Annotated in this window: 22 protein-coding genes; 20 read left to right on the top strand and 2 right to left on the bottom strand. The window is 67.4% G+C overall.

From position 1 onward, the window contains the following. Window positions 1–124 precede the first annotated feature (124 nt). Together pepN and C8D03_RS00910 are read right to left on the bottom strand one after the other, a co-directional pair. Window positions 125–2770, bottom strand: a complete 2646-nt coding sequence (gene pepN / locus C8D03_RS00915) for an aminopeptidase N (protein ID WP_108044581.1) — start codon at window positions 2768–2770, stop codon at window positions 125–127. Between the two features lie 108 nt (window positions 2771–2878). Beyond that, the gene (locus C8D03_RS00910; protein WP_248308305.1) at window positions 2879–4324 is read right to left on the bottom strand and encodes a cation diffusion facilitator family transporter; all 1446 of its coding nucleotides are present in this window, start codon (window positions 4322–4324) and stop codon (window positions 2879–2881) included. Between the two features lie 150 nt (window positions 4325–4474). Between C8D03_RS00910 and C8D03_RS00905 the strand changes: the two genes are divergently transcribed. From C8D03_RS00905 to C8D03_RS00810, 20 genes are all read left to right on the top strand, one after another. Continuing rightward, window positions 4475–4924: a VOC family protein gene (locus C8D03_RS00905; RefSeq protein WP_108044579.1), complete on the top strand. Its 450-nt coding sequence runs from the start codon at window positions 4475–4477 to the stop codon at window positions 4922–4924. 49 nt (window positions 4925–4973) lie between these two features. Then, window positions 4974–5231 (top strand): type II toxin-antitoxin system VapB family antitoxin, encoded by a 258-nt coding sequence (locus tag C8D03_RS27075; protein WP_108044578.1) that lies wholly within the window; start codon window positions 4974–4976, stop codon window positions 5229–5231. Further along, window positions 5231–5659: a type II toxin-antitoxin system VapC family toxin gene (locus C8D03_RS00895; protein WP_108044577.1), complete on the top strand. Its 429-nt coding sequence runs from the start codon at window positions 5231–5233 to the stop codon at window positions 5657–5659. The genes C8D03_RS27075 and C8D03_RS00895 overlap by 1 nt, the downstream gene beginning before the upstream one ends. Next, window positions 5656–6549: a PfkB family carbohydrate kinase gene (locus C8D03_RS00890; RefSeq protein WP_108044576.1), complete on the top strand. Its 894-nt coding sequence runs from the start codon at window positions 5656–5658 to the stop codon at window positions 6547–6549. Before C8D03_RS00895 ends, C8D03_RS00890 begins: the two co-directional genes overlap by 4 nt. 129 nt (window positions 6550–6678) lie before the next feature. After that, window positions 6679–7533 (top strand): urease accessory protein UreD, encoded by an 855-nt coding sequence (locus tag C8D03_RS00885; protein WP_108044575.1) that lies wholly within the window; start codon window positions 6679–6681, stop codon window positions 7531–7533. Window positions 7534–7543: 10 nt separating this feature from the next. Beyond that, entirely contained in the window at window positions 7544–7864 is a 321-nt protein-coding gene (locus tag C8D03_RS00880) for a hypothetical protein (RefSeq protein WP_108044574.1), read from the top strand. Next, window positions 7861–8481, top strand: a complete 621-nt coding sequence (locus tag C8D03_RS00875) for an urease subunit gamma (RefSeq protein ID WP_108044573.1) — start codon at window positions 7861–7863, stop codon at window positions 8479–8481. Before C8D03_RS00880 ends, C8D03_RS00875 begins: the two co-directional genes overlap by 4 nt. A 72-nt stretch (window positions 8482–8553) precedes the next feature. Continuing rightward, window positions 8554–10290, top strand: coding sequence for an urease subunit alpha (gene ureC, locus C8D03_RS00870; protein ID WP_108044572.1), 1737 nt, complete (start codon window positions 8554–8556; stop codon window positions 10288–10290). Between the two features lie 67 nt (window positions 10291–10357). Beyond that, on the top strand, window positions 10358–10615 hold the full coding sequence (locus tag C8D03_RS00865; RefSeq protein WP_108044571.1) for a hypothetical protein: 258 nt from the start codon (window positions 10358–10360) through the stop codon (window positions 10613–10615). A gap of 75 nt (window positions 10616–10690) precedes the next feature. Next, a complete protein-coding gene (locus C8D03_RS00860) occupies window positions 10691–11731 on the top strand; it encodes an ABC transporter substrate-binding protein (protein ID WP_248308303.1) in 1041 nt (346 codons plus the stop codon). A gap of 106 nt (window positions 11732–11837) precedes the next feature. Continuing rightward, on the top strand, window positions 11838–12146 hold the full coding sequence (locus C8D03_RS00855; RefSeq protein ID WP_248308302.1) for a putative quinol monooxygenase: 309 nt from the start codon (window positions 11838–11840) through the stop codon (window positions 12144–12146). Between the two features lie 26 nt (window positions 12147–12172). Further along, window positions 12173–12859 (top strand): urease accessory protein UreE, encoded by a 687-nt coding sequence (locus tag C8D03_RS00850; protein WP_108044569.1) that lies wholly within the window; start codon window positions 12173–12175, stop codon window positions 12857–12859. 27 nt (window positions 12860–12886) lie between these two features. Beyond that, window positions 12887–13561, top strand: a complete 675-nt coding sequence (locus C8D03_RS00845; RefSeq protein WP_108044568.1) for an urease accessory protein UreF — start codon at window positions 12887–12889, stop codon at window positions 13559–13561. Between the two features lie 89 nt (window positions 13562–13650). Then, a complete protein-coding gene (gene ureG, locus C8D03_RS00840; protein ID WP_108044567.1) occupies window positions 13651–14283 on the top strand; it encodes an urease accessory protein UreG in 633 nt (210 codons plus the stop codon). Window positions 14284–14305: 22 nt separating this feature from the next. After that, complete coding sequence (locus tag C8D03_RS00835) at window positions 14306–14887, top strand: HupE/UreJ family protein (protein ID WP_108044566.1); 582 nt, start codon at window positions 14306–14308, stop codon at window positions 14885–14887. 39 nt (window positions 14888–14926) lie between these two features. Next, window positions 14927–15511 (top strand): ANTAR domain-containing response regulator, encoded by a 585-nt coding sequence (locus C8D03_RS00830; protein ID WP_108044565.1) that lies wholly within the window; start codon window positions 14927–14929, stop codon window positions 15509–15511. Continuing rightward, window positions 15508–16554, top strand: coding sequence for a CmpA/NrtA family ABC transporter substrate-binding protein (locus C8D03_RS00825; protein ID WP_108044564.1), 1047 nt, complete (start codon window positions 15508–15510; stop codon window positions 16552–16554). The genes C8D03_RS00830 and C8D03_RS00825 overlap by 4 nt, the downstream gene beginning before the upstream one ends. Before the next feature lie 308 nt (window positions 16555–16862). Beyond that, complete coding sequence (locus C8D03_RS00820; protein WP_108044563.1) at window positions 16863–18197, top strand: CmpA/NrtA family ABC transporter substrate-binding protein; 1335 nt, start codon at window positions 16863–16865, stop codon at window positions 18195–18197. A gap of 3 nt (window positions 18198–18200) precedes the next feature. Beyond that, entirely contained in the window at window positions 18201–19415 is a 1215-nt protein-coding gene (locus C8D03_RS00815) for an NAD(P)/FAD-dependent oxidoreductase (RefSeq protein WP_108044562.1), read from the top strand. Window position 19416: 1 nt separating this feature from the next. After that, on the top strand, window positions 19417–22122 hold the full coding sequence (locus tag C8D03_RS00810; RefSeq protein ID WP_248308301.1) for a nitrate reductase: 2706 nt from the start codon (window positions 19417–19419) through the stop codon (window positions 22120–22122). Window positions 22123–22147: the final 25 nt, after the last annotated feature.

The following is a 22147-nucleotide window of genomic DNA, read 5'->3' as shown; positions in this document are numbered from 1 at the left end:
GCTTTGTCTAGCTTTGAGTTGAATCCAGATGCGCGAATTCGCGCTCCGGTTGTATCGCTCTATCCAATGAATCCTGCGCGGGTAATGAAACGTTAACCTTCTGGACAGGTGCGCATTAACCTCTTCAGCCGAGGGCGCGCTCGGCGATGTCGGCGACGTCCCGCGAGAGGTTAGGCGTCTGCGCCACCATGGCGAGCTTGGCCTCCGCCAGCGCCTTTCTGCCGGGCTCCAGCATGCGCCAGCTCTTGAACGAACCGAGCAGGCGCGAGGCGACCTGCGGGTTGGTGCGGTCGAGCGCGATCACGATCTCGGCCACGAAGCCGTAGCCCTCGCCATCGGGCCGGTTGAACTGCGTCAGGTTGGCCGCGAAGCCGCCGATCAGCGCCCTGATGCGGTTGGGGTTGCCGAGCGAGAAGGCGGGATGCTGCATCAGGCCCCTGACGCGGTCGAGCGTGCCCGCCTCCGGGATCAGAGCCTGCGCCATCAGCCATTTGTCGAGGACCAGAGGCTCGGCGGCATAGCTCTTCGCGAAGCGGCCGATCAGCTCCTCGCGGGACTCACCCGGCACCAGCGTCATCGCCGCCAGTGCCGCCAGCCTGTCGGTCAGGTTGTCGCCGGCGGCGAACTGCGCCTCGGCGAGGCGCGCGCCCGCCTCGGGCGACGTCAGCGCGATCAGCCCGAGCGCCTCGTTGCGCAAGGCGCGCCGGCCTGCGGAGGCCGCATCGGGTCGATAGGGCGCCTTCGTGTCGAGGGTCTCGTGCAAGGCGAGAAGATGCGGTCCGAGCCGTCGGCCGATCTCTGCCGAGAGGCCGCGATGGGCGGCATGGATCGCATCGGGATCGACAGCCTGGCCGATCTCGCGGGCGATGTCGGCCTGGGCCGGCAGGCGCAGCACCTGCGCCGCGAAGGCCGGGTCGGCCGGAGCCTGATCCCGCAGGAAGGGGATCAGCACCTCGGCAAGCTCGCCGGCGGTCGCGGCGAGGGCGTCGCGCTTGGCAGTATTGCGGCCGGCGCCGACCAGCGCGCGGCTCGCCACGGTCTGCACGGCCTGCCAACGGTTGAACGAATCGCTGTCGGCCGAGAACAGCCGCAGCAGGTCGGCATCCGCGAGATCGAGCTCGAGCCTGACCGGCGCCGAGAAGCCCCGCAGCAGCGAGGGAATGGGTTGTTCGTCCAGATCGCTGAACGTCACCGAGAGCGATGGCTGGTCGAGTACGATCAGCCCGTCGCCGGCATAGGCCGCCGACGTCGTCCTCAGCGGCAGGTCGCCCGCCCGGCCGATTAGCCCGAGCGTGACCGGCAGCACCACGGGCTGCTTGTCGGGTTGGCCCGGCGTCGGCGCTGTGGTCTGGGCGAGGTCGAGCGTGAAGCTCCGGGCCCCCGCATCGTAGCGTCCCGAGGCGATGATGGTCGGCGTGCCTGCCTGTTCGTACCAGCGCGCGAACTGGGTCAGGTCCTTGCCCGAGGCTTCCGCGAAGCAGGCGAGGAATTCCTCGATCGTCGCCGCCTTGCCGTCGCAACGCGCGAAATAGAGATCCATGCCTGCCCGGAAGGCCTCGATGCCGATCAGGACCTTGAGCATGCGGATCACCTCCGCGCCCTTCTCGTAGACCGTCGGCGTGTAGAAGTTGTTGATCTCCTTGTAGGCGCGCGGCCGGACCGGATGGGCGAGCGGGCCGGCATCCTCGGAGAACTGCGTCGTGCGCAGGGTGCGGACATCGGCGATGCGCTTCACCGGCCGCGAGCGCTCGTCCGACGAGAACTCCTGGTCCCGGAAGACGGTCAGGCCTTCCTTCAGGCAGAGCTGGAACCAGTCGCGGCAGGTGATGCGGTTGCCTGTCCAGTTGTGGAAATACTCATGCGCGATGATCGCCTCGATTGAGGCGTAGTCACCGTCGGTGGCCGTCTGCGGATCGGCGAGAACGTATTTGTCGTTGAAGATGTTGAGGCCCTTGTTCTCCATGGCCCCCATGTTGAAGTCCGAGACCGCGACGACGTTGAACACGTCGAGATCGTAGTTACGACCGAAGACGCGCTCGTCCCAGCGCATGCAGCGCACCAGGCAATCCATCGCCCAGCCGGCGCGGTCGGCCTTGCCGGGCTCGACATAGACGGCGAGTTCGACGCTGCGGCCATCGGCCGTGACGTAGTCCTGCCGGACATGGTCGAGCGCGCCGCCGACCAGGGCGAAGAGATAGGCGGGCTTGGGGTGCGGGTCGTGCCAGACCGAAAAATGGCGCTCACCCCCGGCGATCTCGCCGGCCGCCACGAGGTTGCCGTTCGACAGCAGCACGGGCGCCGACATCTTCGCCGCCTCGAGCCTCACCGTATAGACCGACATCACGTCGGGGCGGTCGAGGAAATAGCTGATGCGGCGAAAGCCGTCCGCCTCGCACTGCGTGCAATAGACCCGCGAGGAGCGATAGAGCCCCATCAGCTTGGTATTCGCGGACGGGTCGACCTCGGTGTCGATCATCAGCGTGAAGCGGCGGCGCGGCGGCGCATGCAGGGTGAGCGCCTGCGGCGTCGCGGTGTAGGCGCCGTCATTGAGCAAAAGCCCGTCGAGCCGCAGCGCGCTGAGCGAGAGTTCGTCGCCGTCCAGCACGAGCGGCGCATCCGGCCGACCGGCGGGGTTCGGCCGCAGGCTCAGCAGCGACCGCACCCGCGTCCTGTTGTGGTGCAGGCGGATGTCGAGATCGACCGTGTCGATCAGCCAGTCGGACGGGCGATAGTCCTCGAGGCGGATCAGCGGGGTATCTTCGGCGCGCATGGAAAACTCTGGCAAGCGGCGTGTGGGCAAAAGGGCGTCTGGGCGGGCTGGATAGCTCGCCTTGTCTGTAACCTGCCGGTGGGCGCGCTGAAAGGGCGGGGCTTGTGGCTAGCTTGCGGCGCCCCGGATCGCCGGTTCCGCATGGCTGACGAGGCGGCAGACCTGCGGCCGCGCGATCCGGACCGCACGCTCGATCTGGTCTACGGCAGCATGAACCGACGCCACGTCGAGCGCCGGATCGACCCGGCAATGATAGTTCACCACGAGTCCATTCATGGTCTGGCGCACCCTGACGCCGTGGATGTCGTGGATCGGCCCGCCGAGCTGCGTAGCCTCGGCCGCCAGCGCCTTGCCGATGTCCTCGACCGTATCCCAGGCGGCGTCGTGCCCGCTATGCGTGCTGGTCTCCATCGGCTCGATATGGGTCTCGACCTCGGTCTCGCCGCCGAATTCGGCCCGGATCGCGGCCTCGAGGCGGCTCGCGATCTCATGCGCCTGGCCGAGAGGAAGACTGGCCTCGACCTCCATGTCGAGGCTGACCGAGAGGCGCTGGCCGATGCTGTGAACGGTGACGTGATGCACCGGGATCTTCAGCTTGAGCGCGATCAGCAGGACGCGTTCGAGGGCGGTTTCGTCGTCGACCTGCACGGGATCGGTCGTGACCGCGATCTCGGCACCGGGCTCGATCGCCTGGAACGCGGCTCCCAGCGCCTCGCGGATCGCCGCGACACGTTCCAGGGGCAGTGTGCGCGACACGCTGATGCCGATCTCGCCATTGATGCGTCCGCCGGTGGGGCGGATCTTGAGCCAGTTGACGCCGACGACGCCCGGCACGGCCTCGGCCGCCTCGCGCAAACGTTCGCTCGCGCCGCGGGGGGCGGCGTCGAGCAGGGTGTCGAGCGTGCGGCGCCCCAGCCTGTAGGCCGAGAGCGCGGTGAACGCGGCGACCGCGAAAGCGGCGATGGTGTCGGCGCGCGCCACGCCGTACCAGACCCCTACGAGCCCCGCCAGCACGAGCGCCGAGCCGACGAAATCGGCCGAGAAATGCGTCGCTTCCGCCGAGAGCGCCTCGCTGCCGGTCTCCTTCGCGACCCTCGTCAGCGAGCGCCAGCGGATCGCGTCGACGGTCATCGAGAGCAGCATGATGCCGATCACCAGCGGCGTCACCTGGACGTGCTCGACGAGCCCGGCCCAGAGCCGGCTGCCGGCCTCCCAGAGGATTGCGCCGGCCAGCGTGAACAGGATCGCGGTTTCGACCAGCGCCGCCAGCGCCTCGACCTTGCCATGGCCGTAATGGTGCTCGTCATCGGCCGGCTTGTCGGCAACCCGCACCGCGAACCAGGTGAACAGCGTCGAGCCGACATCGATCAGGCCTTGGAGCGCATCCGTCAGCAGCGCCAGCGAGCCGGAGAGGATCGCGCCGACGATCTTGGCGCCTGTCAGCAGCAATGTCGCCATCACCGAGAGAATGGCGGCGCGCTGCTTGATCTGCGCGATCTCGGCCGGCGTAGCGCGGATGCGCGCCGTCTCCGTGCCGTCGTGCATTGCGGTCATGGCCTGTCCTGCGCGCCTGCTTCTTGGAATTGTGTTCGGGAGCGGCGATGCTTTCGCCCGATTCAGCGGTAGGATCAACCCGACACGGTTCGGCGGGCCCCTGCCAGAACGAACCCGGCCCCTCGAGGCTGGCCTGAGAGGAACTTCAGCATGCGATATCTCCACACCATGGTGCGTGTCACCGACCTCGATGCCTCGCTCGATTTCTACGTGACCAAGTTCGGTCTGGTCGAAACCCGGCGCATCGAGAACGAGAAGGGGCGCTTCACGCTGGTCTTCCTCGCCGGGTCCGACGAGGCCGAGAGCGTTCGCGAGCAAGGCAGCCGCGGCCGCCCCACGCTGGAGCTGACCTATAACTGGGATCCGGAGGTCTACACCGGCGGCCGCAATTTCGGCCACCTCGCCTATGAGGTCGACGACATCTATGCCACCTGCGACAGGCTGATGAAGGCCGGCGTGACGATCAACCGCCCGCCGCGCGACGGCAACATGGCTTTCGTCCGCTCGCCCGACAACGTCTCCATTGAGATCCTCCAGAAGGGCGATCCGAAGCCGCCGGCAGAGCCGTGGTCGAGCATGCCGAACACCGGGGTGTGGTGATCGGGATCGATTGCGCCTGATATCAGCCCATGATATCAATTCTGATATCATGGAGCTGGTCATGGGAATCCTCGTCCGGGATACGCAGATCGATCGCGATGTCCGCGAACTCGCCGAACAGGATGGTCTGACGCTTCAAGGCGCGATCGGTCTTGCCGTGCGCCTTGAATTGGAGCGGCGTGCCGAAAGGCGCAAACTCGTCTTCGAGGCCGCGGAGAAGGCGCGCGCTCGTCTCGCGAAATTCGATCTCAGGGATGATGGACTGTCCCACAAGGAGTTCTTCGACCGCGAGTATGGCGACTCCTGATGTTTCTCGATGCCTCGGTGATCCTGGCCGTCCTGCTCAGGGAGCAGGAGGGGAACGCCGCGCTCGAAGCGATCGCCTTGTCCCCGAGGATCAGATGCTCCGCTTTGGCCGTGTTCGAGGCCTCGGCCCGGCTGGCGGGGCAGGGAGCGACGTTTGATGAGGCTCTCGCCGCCGTTACTGAATTCATCGAGGACGTGAAGGGCGAGATTGTGGACCTTGGCGCGCCGGCGATGAGGGCAGCCCATGTCTGCGCGTCCCGCTACCATCATCTCACGGGCCATCCAGCCCGCCTGAACATGGGCGATTGCTTCGCCTATGCTGCTGCCCGGACGGCCGGTCTCAAGCTCGCCTATAAGGGCAACGACTTCATCCATACCGATATCGACGGCGTCCGTTTCGGGCCCGAACTTCCGCCGTCCCGCGCATGACCGGCGTCTTCTGCCTCGGCATCGCGACGCTCGACTATGTCTACAAGGTCGAGACCATGCCGACCCGCGGCGAGAAATACCGCTCCCGGGACCTCGCTGTCGTCGGTGGCGGCTGCGCCAGCAATGCAGCCGTCGCGATCACCCGGCTCGGCGGCCGCTGCTGGCTGGCGACGCGCCTCGGCGACGACCTGGCCGGAGACCAGATCGTCGCCGATCTGGCGGGCGAGGGGGTGGAAACGCGCTTCGCCCGGCGCCTGCCCGGCCTGCGCTCGCCGGTCTCGGCGATCCTGGTCGATGCCGCGGGCGAGCGTATGGTCATCTCCTATTCCGACCCGGCGATGCCGGAGGAGACCGGCTGGCTGCCGTCCGCACTGCCCGACGGTGCGGGCGCGGTGCTCGCCGACACCCGCTGGGGCGAAGGGGCGCTTGCCGCGCTGCGGCTGGCGCGCGAAGCCGGCGTGCCAGGCGTCCTCGACGGCGACCGCAAGCCGCCCCATCCCGATCTCGTCGGCACGGCGAGCCATGTCGCCTTCAGCGCCCAGGCGCTGCGTGAGCTCTCGGGCGAGGAGGACCCGCGCACCGGCCTCGCCCGGGTGGCGCGGGACATGCCGACCTGGCTCGCCGTCACGCTGGGCAAGGAGGGCGCGCTCTTCGTCGAGAACGGCGAACTCGTCCACGCACCGGCCTTCGCGGTCGAGACCGTCGATACGCTCGGCGCGGGTGACGTCTGGCACGGCGCCTTCGCGTTGGGGTTGGCGGAAGGGCAAGGCGAGCGTGCCGCGATCCGGTTTGCCTCGGCGGCTGCTGCGATCAAATGCACCCGCTTCGGCGGGCGTGCCGGTGCGCCGCATCGCGCCGAGATCGAGGCCTTCCTGGCAGGGCGCGGCTGAGCGCGGTTGCCGCTTCGCGGTTGCCTATAATTTGGGCGCGAGACGCAACCGAAGCCCTTGCCCGGCAAACGGGCGCGCGGAAGATTGGCGGGGTTTCGCCCATCCCGCCCCGTCCGTCCGGATGTCTTCATGTTCGCGCCGCCTCTTCCGGCAGCCAGTGACCCGCTTCTCCCAGCCTATGTCCGCGCCGCAGGCGGGGTCCGGCTGCGATTCGGGCGCGTCGGTATGCAGACCCACCGGCTCGATCTCGCGGAATCCGGCGGCTATCGCGCCCGCTTCCCGACAACCTTCGACGCGACCAGCGAGGCCGTTCTGATCAACACCGGCGGCGGCATGGCCGGCGGCGACGCCATGCGGGTCGAGGCGGTGCTCGACCCCGGAAGCGACGCGGTCATCACGACCCAGGCGGCCGAGAAGATCTATCGCAGCCAGGCCTCTGATACGCGCATCGAGACGCGCCTGACGGTCGGGGTTGGAGCCGCTCTCGCATGGCTGCCGCAGGAGAGCATCCTGTTTTCCGGCGCACGGCTTGCCCGCAGCCTCACGGTGGATCTTGCCTCCGATGCCCGGCTGGTCGCTTGCGAAACCGTCTTTTTCGGCCGCAGCGCCATGGGCGAGGCAATGCTGCGCGGCGCGCTGCGCGACCGCTGGCGCATCCGCCGTGAGGGCAGGCTCGTCTTCGCCGAGGATGTGCGGCTGGAGGGTGCGATTGCCGAGACGCTGGCGCGGCGGGCGGTTGGCGCCGGTGCCCGCGCCGCCGCCACGATCATCGCCGCCGGCTCTGCTCTTCAGGACAGGCTGGAGCAGATCCGCGCGCTGGCCGCCGACGAGCCTGCCGACGCTGTCGAGCTCGGCGCCGGCATCGTCTCCGACCTTCTGGTGATCCGCCTGCTTTCCCCCGATGCCCAGGCGCTGCGTCGCGTGCTCGTCACGCTGCTCGGGCAACTGACCGGCCGTGCGCTGCCGCGCACCTGGTCAACTTGAGGAGAGCATCATGCTGGCGATCCAGGGTCTGAAATGCATCTACGACACCGGCGCGCGGGGCTGGGCCATTGAACTGGCGCTCAGTGGCGAAGGCGAGGATGCGGTGCGCCGCTTCGACGTCGACGGCCCCGACGATGCCGAGATGCTGATCGAGGCGTTCGAGGACTCGACCTCCAGCGCCTTCGATCCGGCGACGGGCGAGATCGTCTTCGCCTATGAATATGCCGATTTCGGCGTCGAGGACGACGAAGACGAGCATCAGGATGAAGACGGCGAGGACGAGGTCTCCGAAGACGAGATCTCCGACGACGAAGAGAAGGGCAAGCAATGAATCTGACGCCGCGCGAAAAGGACAAGCTGCTCGTCGCCATGGCTGCCATCGTGGCACGGCGCAGGCTGGAGCGCGGCGTCAAGCTGAACTATCCGGAAGCCGTCGCGCTGATCACCGACTTCGTCGTCGAGGGCGCGCGCGACGGCAGGTCCGTCGCCGAGCTGATGCAGGCCGGCGCCCATGTCGTCAGCGCCGACCAGGTCATGGACGGCATCGCCGCGCTGATCCACGACGTCCAGGTCGAGGCGACCTTTCCCGACGGCACCAAGCTCGTCACCGTGCACGAACCGATCCGCGGCGCTTCTGATGCGATGAAGCCCGGCGAGGTCACGACGCTGCCCGGCGACCTGATCATGAACGAGGGCCGTGAGAGCCTGAGCCTGACGGTGTCGAACACCGGCGACCGGCCGATCCAGATCGGTTCCCACTACCACTTCTTCGAAGCCAATCCGGCGCTTGCCTTCGAGCGCGACCGGGCGAGGGGGTTCAGGCTCGACATTCCCGCGGGAACGGCGGTGCGCTTCGAGCCGGGCCAGACCCGCGAGGTCAGGCTGGTCGCGCTCGCCGGCAAGCGCGAGGTCTACGGCTTTCGCCAGGAGGTGATGGGAAAGCTCTGAGTAGCCCCAAGCTCTGAGCCGCCCAAACCCTGATCTGCCTCCAAGACTGGCCTGCCTCGAGGAGACGAGACGATGCCCTTCAATTATCCGCGCAATGCCTATGCCGCGATGTTCGGCCCCACCACCGGCGACACGGTGCGGCTTGGCGACACCGAACTCGTCATCAAGGTCGAGAAGGACTTCACCACCTATGGCGAGGAGGTGAAGTTCGGCGGCGGCAAGGTCATCCGCGATGGCATGGGCCAGTCCCAGGTCCGCAATGCCGACGGCGCGGTCGACACCGTCATCACCAATGCGCTGATCCTCGACCATTGGGGCATCGTGAAAGCCGATATCGGCATCAGGGCAGGGCGCATCTGTGCGATCGGCAAGGCGGGCAATCCCGATATCCAGGCCGGCTTCGGCAATTTCGATCCGCAGGAAACCATCATCGTCGGACCCGGCACCGAAGTCATCGCCGGCGAGGGCAAGATCATCACGGCCGGCGGCTTCGACAGCCACATCCACTATATCTGCCCGCAGCAGATCGAGGATGCGCTGATGAGCGGGCTGACCACGATGCTGGGCGGCGGCACGGGCCCCGCCCATGGCACGTTGGCGACGACCTGCACGCCGGGCCCCTGGCATCTCGGCCAGATGATCAAGGCCGCCGACGCCTTCCCGATGAACCTCGCCTTCGCCGGCAAGGGCAATGCGGCGCTGCCGGGAGCGCTGGTCGAGATGGTCGAGGCTGGCGCCTGCGCACTCAAGCTGCACGAGGACTGGGGCACGACGCCGGCCGCGATCGACAACTGCCTCTCGGTTGCCGACGACTACGATGTCCAGGTGATGATCCACACCGATACGCTCAATGAGAGCGGCTTCGTCGAGGATACGATCAAGGCCTTCAAGAACCGCACCATCCACGCCTTCCACACCGAAGGCGCGGGCGGCGGCCATGCGCCCGATATCATGAAGGTCGCGGGGCTGGAGAACGTGCTGCCGTCATCGACCAACCCGACGCGGCCCTTCACCGTCAACACGCTCGACGAGCATCTCGACATGCTGATGGTCTGCCATCACCTGTCGCCCTCGATCCCCGAGGACCTTGCCTTCGCCGAGAGCCGCATCCGCAAGGAGACCATCGCGGCGGAGGACATCCTGCACGATCTCGGTGCGCTCTCGATGATGTCCTCGGATTCACAGGCCATGGGCCGCATCGGCGAGGTCATCACCCGCACCTGGCAGACCGCTCACAAAATGAAGGTCCAGCGCGGCGCTCTCGCCCAGGATATCGGCACTGGCGCCGACAATTTCCGCGCCAAGCGCTATGTCGCGAAATACACGATCAATCCGGCGATCTCGCATGGCATCTCGCGCCATATCGGCTCGGTCGAGATCGGCAAGCTCGCCGATCTCGTGATGTGGTCGCCGGCCTTCTTCGCCACCAAGCCCGATCTCGTCATCAAGGGCGGCATGATCGCGGCCGCGCCGATGGGCGACCCCAACGCCTCGATCCCGACGCCGCAGCCGGTGCATTACCGCCCGATGTTCGGCGCCTTCGGCAAGGCCGTGACCTCGACCTCGCTGGTCTTCGTCTCGCAGGCCGCGATCGCCAACGGCCTCCAGAAGCGGCTCGGCACCGACAAGGAGATGGTCGCGGTCGAAAACACCCGCGGCGGCATCTCCAAGAAGAGCATGATCCATAACGACGCCACGCCCGACATCCAGATCGATCCGGAGACCTACGCGGTCGTGGCCGACGGCGAATTACTCGTCTGCGAACCGGCGAAGGAGCTGCCGCTGGCGCAGCGCTACTTCCTGTTCTGAGCCCGGCGGCACGGAACAGCTTGGTAGGCCGCACGTTCCTCCTCTGCCAGAACAGGGGAGGTTCGCCATGGCCAACGAGAAACCCGCCGGTCCGAAGGGACAGCAACCCGAGGCGCTCGCCACCTTCGCGGCCAGCGCTCGTAACGACGGCCAGAAGCCGAACAAGGTCGGGCTGACGGCGACACCGGAAACGGCCCCGCTGACGACCTCGCCCGAGAAGAAGGCCGAGGCCGCGACGAAGGTGTTGCGCGAGGGCGTGCTGAAGCGCGACCAGGGCGCGGATGAAGCGATCGATGCCCTGCCGGACGGGACACGGGACAGCTGACGAAACCGTGGCATTGACACGGTCGAGGGCGCCAGCTTTCTAGTCGGCAAAACAATGCCAACTGGGATGAACGCCATGGATCGACGCTGCGCCGCCCGGCTCCTTGCCGCCTCCGCGATGTTTGCGCTCGGCTTCGCCGCCGCGTCGCCGGCGTCTGCTCAGGGCGAGGTCACGGTCTATTGCTCGATCCTCGAGGAGCAGTGCCGCGAGGGTGCATCGATGTTCGAGAAGTCGACCGGCATCAAGGTCGCGATGGTGCGCAAGAGCACGGGCGAGGTCTATGCGCAGGTCAAGGCGGAAGCCGGCAATCCGCGCGGCGATGTCTGGTGGGGCGGGCCGGGCGAGCCGCATCTGCAGGCGGCCGACGAAGGCCTGCTCGACGAATACAAGTCGCCGAAGCTGCCGGAACTGCTCGATTGGGCACAGCGCCACGCCGAGCAGTCGAAATTCCGCACCAGCGGGATTTATCTCGGTGCGCTCGGCATCGGCTATAACACCGAACTTCTCAAGAAGCGTGGCATCGCGGCGCCGAAATGCTGGGCCGATCTGCTCGATCCGAAACTCCGCGACGAGGTTCAGATCGCCGATCCGAACTCGTCGGGAACCGCCTATGTCTTCCTCGCCACCACCGTGCAGCGGCTGGGTGAGGAGAAGGGCTTCGAATACCTCAAGGCCCTGCACAAGAACATCAACCAGTACACCAAGTCGGGCATCGCGCCTGTCAAGGCGACCGCGCTCGGCGAGACCGCCGTCGGCATCGCCTTCATCCACGACATGCTGACGCAGAAGCTGCAGGGCGCGCCGATCGAGACCGTCGCTCCCTGCGAGGGCACGGGCTACGAGACCGGCTCGGTCTCGATCATCAAGGGTGGCAAGAACCCCGAAGCCGCGCGCAAATTCGTCGATTTCACGCTGTCGCCCGAGGCGCAGAACATCAACGCCAAGTTGAAGATCAACTCGATTCCCTCGAACCGGAATTCGGCACTCTCGCCCGACGCGCCGAAATTCTCCGAGATGAAGCTGATCGATTACGACACCGCGCGCTGGGGCTCCCCGGCCGAGCGATCGCGCCTGCTGAAGAAATTCGACACCGAGGTGAAGTCGCTGCCCCGATAAGGGCGCAGCGGTGCGGGGTAGCCCGAAACGGAGCTTGTCTGCATCCGCCGAGGGGCTTGCGGCGTAGACAGGCATCCATGCCCGTTGCGTTTCGGAGCCTGTCTGAGTGTCTGATCCCTTTATCGTCATCGCCCGTGCCGAGGTGCGCCTCGATGCGCGCGACGTGTTTGTTGCCGCCGCCGAGCAGTGCATCGCTGCGACCCGCCATGAACAGGGTTGCCTCGCCTACGACCTCCATGAAAGCGTCACCCAACCCGGCCGTTTCGTCTCCTTCGAAAGCTGGGAGACGCGCGCCGACATCGATCGGCACATGCGCTTGCCGCATGTCGTGGCGTTTCTGGAGACGGCGAGGGCTTGCGTCACGGCGCCTGCGGTGATCGAAGTGGTCGAACCGCGGTCGATCGACCGCCTCTGACCCTTACCTGTCACGGACGTCTCATCATGCTTCGCGCCACCTCCGTCGTTCGCAAGGCCGCCGTCAGGCAAGACCGCGTCGTCGATACGCTGACGCTGGACCATGATGACCGCAACCGCCGCCGCCTCGCGCTCAAGGGCGATGGCGGCCTCGACATCCTGCTCGATCTCGACAAGGCGACCGCGCTCGGCGACGGCGATGCCGTCAAGCTCGAGGACGGCCGGCTCGTGCTGGTCAAGGCCGCGCCGCAGAGCCTGCTCGAGATCCGGGCCGAAAACCCGTTGCGGCTGATGCGGGTCGCCTGGCATATCGGCAATCGCCATACGCCGGCCGAGATCAGCGCCGACGCGATCTATATCGAGAACGATCATGTCCTGGCCGAGATGGTGCGCGGGCAGGGCTGCGCGATGATGGCGGTGATGCGCCCGTTCCAGCCCGAGCGCGGCGCCTATGACCACGACCTCGCCAATTGCGACCATCCCAGCCACGATCATGGCAGCCACGCCCATCACGACCACGCCCATCATGGCCACGATCACGCGGCCCATGATCACGATCACGATCACGCCCATGCGCACAGCCATGCCGAAGCTCACGCCCACAGCCACGCGCATGGCGACGCCTGCGGCTGCGGCCACGACCATGGCCATCACGACCACGGCCACAAGCATGGCGCCGAGCACGGCCACAAGGGCCACACGCACGATCATTGAGCGGCGCGGGCATCGAGCAGCGCATATATGGCAGCCCATCTGCCCCTGATGGTCTGGCTGTCGCCGTCCTTCCCGGTCGGCGCCTTCGCTTATTCGCACGGCCTGGAGTGGGCCTTCGAAAGCGGCGATCTACATGACGCGGCGACGTTGCGCGACTGGCTCGATGCGCTCGTCGCCCATGGCTCCTTGCGTAACGACCTGATCCTCTTCGCCTGCACGGCGCGCGCGGTCGGGACCAGCGACGACGCCGCGTTGGTCGAGATAGCGGAACTCGCTCTGGCGCTGGCGAACTCCGCCGAGCGCCGGCTCGAGACGGTGACCCAGGGCAATGCCTTCGTCGCCGCTGTCCGTGCCGCCTGGCCCTGCGCCGCCATCGATCGTCTCAAATCCGTCTGGAACGGTGATGTCGCCTATCCGGTCGCCGTCGCGGTTGCGAGCGCCGGCCACGGGGTGCCGCTCCTGGCCTCGCTCGACGCATACGGCCTCGCCTTCGTCGCCAATCTGGTCTCGGCCTCCGTCCGGCTCGGCATCGTCGGCCAGACCGACGGGCAGAAGATCACGGCTGCGCTGGTGCCCGCCGTGCAAGCGGCGGCGGCAGTGGCCGAGCCTGCGACGCTCGACGATCTCGGCGGCTGCGCCCTGCGCTCCGACATCGCCTCGCTGCGTCATGAGACGCAATATTCGCGGCTGTTCCGCTCGTGAGCGCGGCGCGCGACTTGCACGACCATTCGCCGCTTTGTCGCGCCGCTCCGGCCGGTTAACCTGTCTTGCTGCTCAAGGGATTTTAGAAGATGTCGCGCTCTCCCCATGGCCCGCTTCGTGTCGGCATCGGCGGCCCGGTCGGCTCCGGCAAGACCGCGCTGATGGAGGTGCTCTGCAAGCGCATGCGCGACACCTACGATCTCTGCGCCATCACCAACGACATCTACACCAAGGAAGACGCCAGGCTGCTGACGGTGGCGGGCGCGCTGCCGCAGGAGCGCATCATGGGCGTCGAGACCGGCGGTTGCCCGCATACCGCCATTCGCGAGGACTGCTCGATCAACCTCGCCGCCGTCGAGGAGATGCGGGCGAAGTTTCCGGCGCTGGACATGATCCTGATCGAATCTGGTGGCGACAATCTCGCGGCGACCTTTTCGCCCGAACTCGCCGATCTGACGATCTACGTCATCGACGTCGCGGCCGGCGAGAAGATCCCGCGCAAGGGCGGGCCGGGCATCACGCGCTCCGACCTTCTGGTCATCAACAAGACCGATCTCGCCCCGCATGTCGGCGCGGATCTTGCAGTCATGGACCGGGATTCGCGGTTGATGCGCGGCAAGCGCCCCTTCGTCTTCACCAATACGAAGGCGGGCGAGGGGGTCGATGCGGTGGTCGATTTCATCGAGATGGCGGGCGGCTTGCGAGCCGCTCCGGCGGCGTGACGGACGGCGGAGGGAGATGACGATGCAGGCAGTTGTGAAGATGATGGGCGCGGCTGTGGTGACGCTGGGCCTGGCTGGGCCGGCCCTGGCGCATACCGGCGTCGGCGCGGTCCATGGTTTCGAGGCCGGCATCCTGCATCCGCTGTTTGGCCTGGACCATGTCCTCGCGATGGTCGCGGTCGGCCTCTGGGCCGGGCTGGTCGGCGGCCGGGCGCGCTTCGCCTATCCGCTCGCCTTCGTCGCGATGATGGTCGTCGCCGGCCTGTGGGGCATGTCGGGCGCGGCGCTGCCGGGCGTCGAGATCGGCATCGCCGTCTCGGTTGTGGTGCTCGGCCTCGCGATCGCGCTGAACCTGACCCCGCCGCTGGCGGCTGGCACCGCTGCCTGCGCCATCTTCGCGATCTTCCATGGCCATGCCCATGGCGCTGAACTGCCGGCCGGCGCGAGCGGCCTCGGCTATGCGCTGGGCTTCGTGCTGGCGACGGCCGCGCTGCATGGTCTCGGCCTCGGCCTGGCAGGTGTCCTGGCAGCGCGCGCGCCGCTGCTGGCCCGCATCGCCGGAGGCGGTCTGGCGCTGGCGGGCGTCGCCATCCTCGCCGGCTAGCGTCCCTTTCCTCCGTCAGCCGGGGCTCCGTCGCCGGCCATGAGGCCCGCTCTGAAAATCCTGATCGTCGACGCCAACCCGGTGCGCGCGGCCATCATCGACGAGGGCCTGCGCGAGGCCGGCTTCACGGACCTCGTCCGCATCGGCGCGACGCACGGGCTCGTCGCGGCCATCGAGACGCACGATCCCGACGTGGTGGTGATCGATCTCGAGGATCCGAGCCGCGATGCGCTGGCCGACATGTTCCTGGTCAGCCGCCATGTCAGGCGGCCGATCACCATGTTTGTCGACCAGTCGGATTCCGCTTCGATCGAGGCCGCGGTCGAGGCCGGCGTCTCGGCCTATATCGTCGACGGGCTGAAGAAGGAGCGCATGCAGCCGATCCTGCAGACCTGCATCAGTCGCTTCAACGCTTTCCGGAAATTGCGCGAGGAACTGGACGAGGCCCGCTCCCAGCTCGAGGAGCGCAAGCTGGTCGATCGCGCCAAGGGCATCGTGATGCGCATGAAGAACCTGTCCGAGGACGAGGCCTACGCCCTGCTGCGGCGCACGGCGATGAACGAGAAGCGCAAGCTCATCGACATCGCGCGCTCCGTCATCACGGCAGCCGAGGTGCTGAAATGACCCTGCACTTGCGTGTCGGCTTCATGCCGCTGGTTGATTGCGCGCTGGTCGTCCTCGCGAAGGATCAGGGCTTCGCCGAGGCCGAGGGGCTCAATCTCGAGCTCGTGCGCGAGGTCTCCTGGTCCAACCTGCGCGACAAGCTGAATGTCCGCCTGTTCGACGCGGCCCATATGCTGGGCCCGGCGGCGATCGCCGCCACGCTCGGCGTCGGCGGGGTCAGGGTGCCGATGGCGGTGCCGCTGGCGCTCAATCTCGACGGCGCCGCGATCACGGTGTCGGTGCGCCGTTACGAGGAACTGGCGCGTCTGGCTGATGGCGACGTGGCGGACACCGCGATCTCGGCCCGTGCGCTGGCGGCGCTCGTGGCGCGTCGCAAGGCATCGGGCCTGCCGCCGCTGACGCTGGCCGCGGTCTTCGGCTTCTCCAGCCACACCTATCTTCTCTGCGAATGGCTCGCCAAGGGCGGGCTGACATTGGGCGTGGATATCCGTTTCGAGGTCGTGCCGCCGCCCCAGACTGTCGAGGCACTGACGAGCGGGCGCGTCGACGGCTTCTGCGCCGGCGCACCCTGGAACGCTGCGGCAGTCTCCGCCGGCGTCGGCGCCATGGTCCACACCGGCACCGATATCAGGCGCGACTGCCCCGACAAGGTGCTGGCCTGGCAGGCCGACGATCTCGAGCGTCGGCCTGCGGCGGTCGGGAAGCTCACCGCCGCGATTCTCCGGGCCAGCGAATGGGCCTGCGACCCCGCCAACATCCCGCGCTTCGCCAAACACCTCTCGGCAGCGGACAGGCTCGCGCTCCCGGTGGAGATCCTCGAGCCGGTGCTGCATTTCAACCTGGTGCAGGGCGGCGGGCGCCCACCCCGGCAGGTCGAGCGCTTCATCCGTTTCGACCGCGCCGCGCTGCGGCCGGAGCCGGCTCACGCGGACTGGATTCTGGCCGGGATGGAAAGCGCCGGGCAGATCGTCCGCACGCCGGAGATGACCGAGCAGGCGAGGGCGGTGTTTCGTCCTGCCTATTTTCCGGGCAATGATTATTGATGGCTGATGATGCCGTCTTTTTATGCGATGGCGGCCTTTTGTGCAGCGCGGGATAGCCTCTCGCGCCCTCGCCTCGTGCTGGCAGCGCCAGCTAACTTATTGCAATTCCAGACTATGCGCATCTGAGCCTCATTTGGCACGATCCTTGTAAGGAATGCTGCAACGCGGCCAACGCTGCCCGCGTCATCCTCCGAACCGGAATGCACAGCAACGCCGCTGTCGAAACGTGCCCCTGGGCGCATTTCGCGCGGCGTTTTTCGTGTTCGGCGGCTGGCGGGCCCATTCACGTCCACACCGAGAGGCGATCGATGACCAAGACAGTCGAGACCAAGCCGAAAGCCATTGCCATCGACGACCGGGCCATTGACGCCGGCCGTCGCCAGTTGCTCAGGCTCTCGGGCACGGCGGCCCTGCTGAGCGCCGCCAGGCTGGCCTTGCCGTCGGGCGCCTTCGCCCAATCGGCCGGACCTGAGATCAAGGGCACGCGCCTCGGCTACATCGCCCTGACGGATGCTGCGCCCCTGATCATCGCCAAGGAGAAGGGGCTCTACGCCAAATATGGTCTGCCCGATATGGACATCGCCAAACAGGCTTCCTGGGGCGCGACGCGCGACAACATGGCGCTCGGCTTCAAGGCCAACGGCATCGATGGCGGCCACATCCTGCGCCCGAAGACGCATCTCTACGCGACCGGCAAGGTGATGCAGAACAGCCAGCCGCTGCCGATGTACACGCTGCTCAACCTGAACCAGGACGGGCAGGCGATCTCGGTCTCCAACGAATACAAGGACCTCAACGTCCAGAAGGATTCCTCGCCGCTGAAGCAGGCCTTCGAACGCAAGAAGGCTGCCGGCAAGGAGCTGACCGCCGCCATGACCTTCCCGGGCGGCACCCACGACCTCTGGATCCGCTACTGGCTTGCTGCCGGCGGCATCGATCCCGACACCGACATCAAGGTCATTGTCGTGCCGCCACCGCAGATGGTGGCGAACATGAAGGTCGGCACGATGGACTGCTTCTGCGTCGGCGAGCCCTGGAACGAACAGCTCGTCAACCAGAACATCGGCTATACCGCGCTGACCACCGGCGAACTCTGGTTCAAGCATCCCGAGAAGATCCTCGGCATGCGCGCCGACTTCGTCGATGCCAATCCCAAGGCGACGCAGGCCATCCTGATGGCGGTGATGGAAGCCCAGCAATGGGCCGACAAGATGGAGAACCGCCAGGAACTCTCCGAGATCGTCGGCCGGCGGCAATGGTTCAACGTCCCCGTCAACGATATCAACAAGCGCCTGCAGGGCGACATCAACTATGGCAACGGCCGCGAGGCCAAGGGCACCAACCTCTACATGAAGTTCTGGGGCGAGGGCGGTGAAGTCTCCCATCCCTTCAAGAGTCACGACACCTGGTTCGTCACCGAGAACATCCGCTGGGGCAAGTTCGAGCCGACGATCGACATCAAGGGGCTCGTCGACAAGACGAACCGCTCCGATCTCTGGCGCGAGGCGGCCAAGACGCTGGGCGTCGCGGGCGCTCCGACGACAGACTCGCGCGGCGTCGAGACCTTCTTCGACGGCGTGAAGTTCGATCCGGCGGCGCCGATGGACTATCTCAAGGCCCTGAAGATCAAGCGGGTGGCCTGAGCCATGGCCGAGCCCCTGATCATCGTCGGGAAGGGCATGGCCGCGACGCGGCTGGTTGACGAGCTCAGCCAGCGCGCGCTCGGCCGCTATTCCATCGCGGTGATCGGGGCTGAAGGCCGCCTGGCCTACAACCGGGTGCTGCTCTCTCCCCTGCTGGCGGGCGAGATCGGCGAGCCCGACATCGAGCTGAAGCCCGCCGCCTGGTGGCAGGCACGCGGCGTCTCGACGCTCTATGGCCGTGCCGTCTCGATGGTCGATCGCGCTGCCAGGACGGTCACGCTGGAGGACGGGCTGACCCTGCCATACGGCAAGCTCGTGCTGGCGACGGGTTCGAAGCCGCTGAAGCCGCCCTTTCCGGGCGGCGAGTTGCCCGGCGTCGCGACCTTCCGCGACACCGCCGATGTCGAGGCGATGCGCAGCTTTGCCGAGCGCGGGGCGCGCATCGTCGTCATCGGCGGCGGCCTGCTCGGGCTGGAGGCGGCATACGGCCTCGCGAGGGCAGGCGGACACGTCACGCTGCTGCATCTGGTCGACCGGCTGATGGAGCGCCAGCTCGATGCCGAGGGCGCCGCCCTGCTGGCCTCGGCGATCACCGCGCGCGGCATCGCTGTGCGCCTGAACAGCGCGACGAAAGGTTTCGTCGGCACAGACACGGTCGAGGGCGTCGAACTGCAGGACGGCACGATCATTCCTGCCGATCTCGTCGTCATCGCGATCGGCGTGCGGCCGAACACCGATCTCGCCAGGGCCGCCGGTCTCGCCGTCAACCGTGGCATCGTCGTCGATGACGGCATGGCGAGCGACGACGACAGCATTTTCGCGATCGGCGAATGCGCCGAGCATCGCGGCAGCGTCTATGGCTTGGTCGAGCCGGCCTATGAGCAGGCGCGGGTACTAGCTGCCCGGCTCGCGGGCAAGTCGGCCGCCTATGCCGGTTCGCTGCTCGCGACCAATCTCAAGGTCAGTGGCGTCGGCGTGTTCTCGGCCGGCGAGTTCGAGGCTGGCGAGGGCGCCGAGACCGTGGTGCTGCGGGACCGCTTCGCCGGCATCTACCGCAAATTCGTCCTGCGCGAGGGCCGGCTCGTGGGCTGCGTCCTCGTCGGCGATACGCAAGGGGCGCTGTTCTATCTCGGCCTGATCCGCTCCGGGCAAGACATTTCCGCGATCCGCGCCGACCTGCCCTTCGGCGAGCCCTATTGCGTCGGGAAGGCGGCCTGACATGCGCAGCGACGCAGACCGCCCCGGTCCCGGCATGCCCGACGGTGCGATCCGCACGACCTGCCCCTATTGCGGGGTGGGCTGCGGCGTCATCGTGACGCCGGGCGAGAATGGCGCTGTCGCGATCACGGGCGATCCGTCCCATCCGGCCAATCTCGGCCGGCTCTGCTCCAAGGGCTCGGCGCTGGGCGAAACGCTCGGGCTGGGTACGCGCGTGCTGCATCCGCTGCGCCGCAATGCGGCCGGCGGCTACGACCGGGTCGGCTGGGATGTCGCGCTCGACGCGGTGGCGGACGGCTTGCAAGCGATCATCGCGCGCGACGGACCTGATGCGGTCGCGTTCTATCTCTCGGGCCAGCTCCTGACCGAGGATTACTACGTCGCCAACAAGCTGATGAAGGGCTTCATCGGCTCGCCTCATGTCGACACCAATTCGCGGCTCTGCATGTCCTCGACGGTTGCGGGCCAACGCCGCGTGCTCGGCTCCGACACCGTCCCCGGCAATTACGAGGATCTCGACTGCGCCGATCTGATCGTGCTCGGCGGCTCGAACACCGCCTGGTGCCACCCCGTCCTGTTCCGCCGCATGCAGCAGAACCGGGCCGAGCGCGGTGCCCGCATCGTCGTCATCGATCCCCGCGTCACCGCGACCGCCCAGGATGCCGATCTCGTGCTGCCGCTGAAGCCAGGCTCCGATTCGGTGCTCTTCGCCGGCCTGCTGGTTCATCTCGCCGATCATGGCCTGACCGACGCGACCTATGTCGCCCGTCACGTCACCGGCTTCGAGGCGACGCTGGAAAATGCCCGCACCCTTGCGCCCGATCTCGCCACCATCGCTTCCCGCACCGGGCTGGAGCCGGCACAGATCACCGCCTTCTACGCCCTCTGGGCCGAAACGCCGGCCGTGGTCACGGCCTGGAGCCAGGGCGTCAACCAGTCGGCTCAGGGCACCGACAAGGTTGCCGCGATCCTGCACTGCCACCTCGCCACCGGCCGCATCGGCCGCCCGGGCGGCGGACCGTTCTCGCTGACTGGCCAGCCCAACGCCATGGGCGGGCGAGAGGTCGGCGGGCTCGCCAACATGCTTGCCGCCCATATGGGCTATTCGGCCGCCGAGATCGACCGCGTCGGGCGCTTCTGGAAGGCGCCGAACATGGCGCAGGCCGAAGGGCTGAAGGCCGTCGCCATGATGGAAGCCGTGGCGGAGCGCCGCATCAAGGCGCTCTGGGTGATGGCGACCAATCCGGCGGTCTCTTTGCCGCGCGCCGATCAGGTCAAGGCCGCACTCGGCGACCTCGATCTCTTCGTCGTTTCGGAGAACGTGCTCTCGAACGACACGCTCCAGGCCAAGCCACATTTCATCCTGCCGGCTGCCGCCTGGGGCGAGAAGGACGGCACCGTCACCAATTCCGAGCGCCGCATCTCGCGCCAGCGCGCTTTCCTCCGCCTGCCGGGCGAGGCCAGGCCGGACTGGTGGATCGTCTGCGAGCTGGCCAGCCGCCTTGGATTCGGCGAGGCCTTCGCCTATGCCGGCCCGGTCGAAATCTATGCCGAGCATGCGGCGCTTTCGGCTTTCGAGAACGGCGGTACGCGCGATTTCGACATCGGAGCCCATGCCGCGCTGCCGAAGCGGGCCTATGATGCGCTGAGGCCGGTGCAATGGCCGGTGCCCGCGGGGCAGCCTCTCGGCACGCCGCGCCTCTTCGCGCAGGGCGGCTTCTTCACCGGAGACGGCCGCGCCAGGATGACACCGCTCGCCATTCCGGCCCTTGCGGCGTCGGTGAGCGAGGCCTTCCCTCTGCTTCTCAACACCGGCCGCGTCCGCGACCACTGGCACACGATGACGCGCACGGGTCTGAGTGCGCGCCTCAGCGCCCATATCTCCGAGCCTCTTGTCCAGGTTCATCCAGCCGATGCGGTCCATTTCGGGCTGGTCGAGGGCGGTTTCGCCCGCATCAGCAACGCGTTCGGTGCGGTCGTGCTCAAGGTCGCACTCGATCCGGGCGTCCAGCCCGGCTCGCTCTTCGCGCCGATCCACTGGTCGGGCGAGACCGCCTCGCATGGTCGTATCGGCGCGGTCGTCCAGCCGGCCTGCGACCCCTTTTCCGGCCAGCCGGAGATGAAGGCGACGCCGTCCTCCATCGCCCCCGTCGCCTATGCCTCGCAGGGCTTCGTGCTGTCGCGCGGTGGCTTTGTCCTGCCGGAGGGGAGCTGGTGGTCGAAGCTCGCAGTCGACGGCGGCGAGGGCAGGCTCTTCGCCACCGACGCCGCGCCGGCCGAACTGATGGCGAGCATCCGTGCCGCCTTCGGCGAAGACGGGCTGACTGAAATGGTCGATCTCCAGGGCGGCGTCTATCGCTGTGCCGTCCTGCGGGATGGTCGACTCGAAGCGGCTCTCTTCGTTGCCCCCGCCGGCCGCGCGCCGCTCTGGGACACGGTCAAGCTCGCCTTTGCCGACGCGCAGGCCCTGCCGGAGAACCGACTGGCGCTGCTCGCCGGCCGCAGCCTCGACGGCGCGGCCGACCCCGGCCCGACCGTCTGCGCCTGCTTCGGCGTTGGCCTCAATGCGATCCGGGCCGCCTTCGCCGGCGGCGCGGCGACGCCCGAGGATATCGGCCGGCAGCTTCGGGCCGGCACCAATTGCGGATCATGCCTGCCGGAGATCCGCCGGATCGGCGCGCAGTCGCGCACGACGGTCGCAGCATGAGCCATTGCGAACACACCAACCACAG

The sequence above is a fragment of the Bosea sp. 124 genome, assembly GCF_003046175.1.
Classification (GTDB): Bacteria; Pseudomonadota; Alphaproteobacteria; order Rhizobiales; family Beijerinckiaceae; genus Allobosea.
Note: the sequence above shows the minus strand (reverse complement) of the source record. Positions and strands in the feature narration are given on the sequence as shown.

Coding starts and splice junctions, on each gene's coding strand:
- C8D03_RS00890 (WP_108044576.1), top strand. CDS start 5,656: ATGACCGGCGTCTTCTGCCTCGGCATCGCGACGCTCGACTATGTCTAC.
- C8D03_RS27075 (WP_108044578.1), top strand. CDS start 4,974: ATGGAGCTGGTCATGGGAATCCTCGTCCGGGATACGCAGATCGATCGC.
- ureC (WP_108044572.1), top strand. CDS start 8,554: ATGCCCTTCAATTATCCGCGCAATGCCTATGCCGCGATGTTCGGCCCC.
- C8D03_RS00880 (WP_108044574.1), top strand. CDS start 7,544: ATGCTGGCGATCCAGGGTCTGAAATGCATCTACGACACCGGCGCGCGG.
- pepN (WP_108044581.1), bottom strand. CDS start 2,770: ATGCGCGCCGAAGATACCCCGCTGATCCGCCTCGAGGACTATCGCCCG.
- C8D03_RS00905 (WP_108044579.1), top strand. CDS start 4,475: ATGCGATATCTCCACACCATGGTGCGTGTCACCGACCTCGATGCCTCG.
- C8D03_RS00820 (WP_108044563.1), top strand. CDS start 16,863: ATGACCAAGACAGTCGAGACCAAGCCGAAAGCCATTGCCATCGACGAC.
- C8D03_RS00835 (WP_108044566.1), top strand. CDS start 14,306: ATGCAGGCAGTTGTGAAGATGATGGGCGCGGCTGTGGTGACGCTGGGC.
- C8D03_RS00865 (WP_108044571.1), top strand. CDS start 10,358: ATGGCCAACGAGAAACCCGCCGGTCCGAAGGGACAGCAACCCGAGGCG.
- C8D03_RS00825 (WP_108044564.1), top strand. CDS start 15,508: ATGACCCTGCACTTGCGTGTCGGCTTCATGCCGCTGGTTGATTGCGCG.
- C8D03_RS00875 (WP_108044573.1), top strand. CDS start 7,861: ATGAATCTGACGCCGCGCGAAAAGGACAAGCTGCTCGTCGCCATGGCT.
- C8D03_RS00885 (WP_108044575.1), top strand. CDS start 6,679: ATGTTCGCGCCGCCTCTTCCGGCAGCCAGTGACCCGCTTCTCCCAGCC.
- C8D03_RS00895 (WP_108044577.1), top strand. CDS start 5,231: ATGTTTCTCGATGCCTCGGTGATCCTGGCCGTCCTGCTCAGGGAGCAG.
- C8D03_RS00845 (WP_108044568.1), top strand. CDS start 12,887: ATGGCAGCCCATCTGCCCCTGATGGTCTGGCTGTCGCCGTCCTTCCCG.
- C8D03_RS00815 (WP_108044562.1), top strand. CDS start 18,201: ATGGCCGAGCCCCTGATCATCGTCGGGAAGGGCATGGCCGCGACGCGG.
- C8D03_RS00850 (WP_108044569.1), top strand. CDS start 12,173: ATGCTTCGCGCCACCTCCGTCGTTCGCAAGGCCGCCGTCAGGCAAGAC.
- C8D03_RS00910 (WP_248308305.1), bottom strand. CDS start 4,324: ATGACCGCAATGCACGACGGCACGGAGACGGCGCGCATCCGCGCTACG.
- ureG (WP_108044567.1), top strand. CDS start 13,651: ATGTCGCGCTCTCCCCATGGCCCGCTTCGTGTCGGCATCGGCGGCCCG.
- C8D03_RS00860 (WP_248308303.1), top strand. CDS start 10,691: ATGGATCGACGCTGCGCCGCCCGGCTCCTTGCCGCCTCCGCGATGTTT.
- C8D03_RS00830 (WP_108044565.1), top strand. CDS start 14,927: ATGAGGCCCGCTCTGAAAATCCTGATCGTCGACGCCAACCCGGTGCGC.
- C8D03_RS00810 (WP_248308301.1), top strand. CDS start 19,417: ATGCGCAGCGACGCAGACCGCCCCGGTCCCGGCATGCCCGACGGTGCG.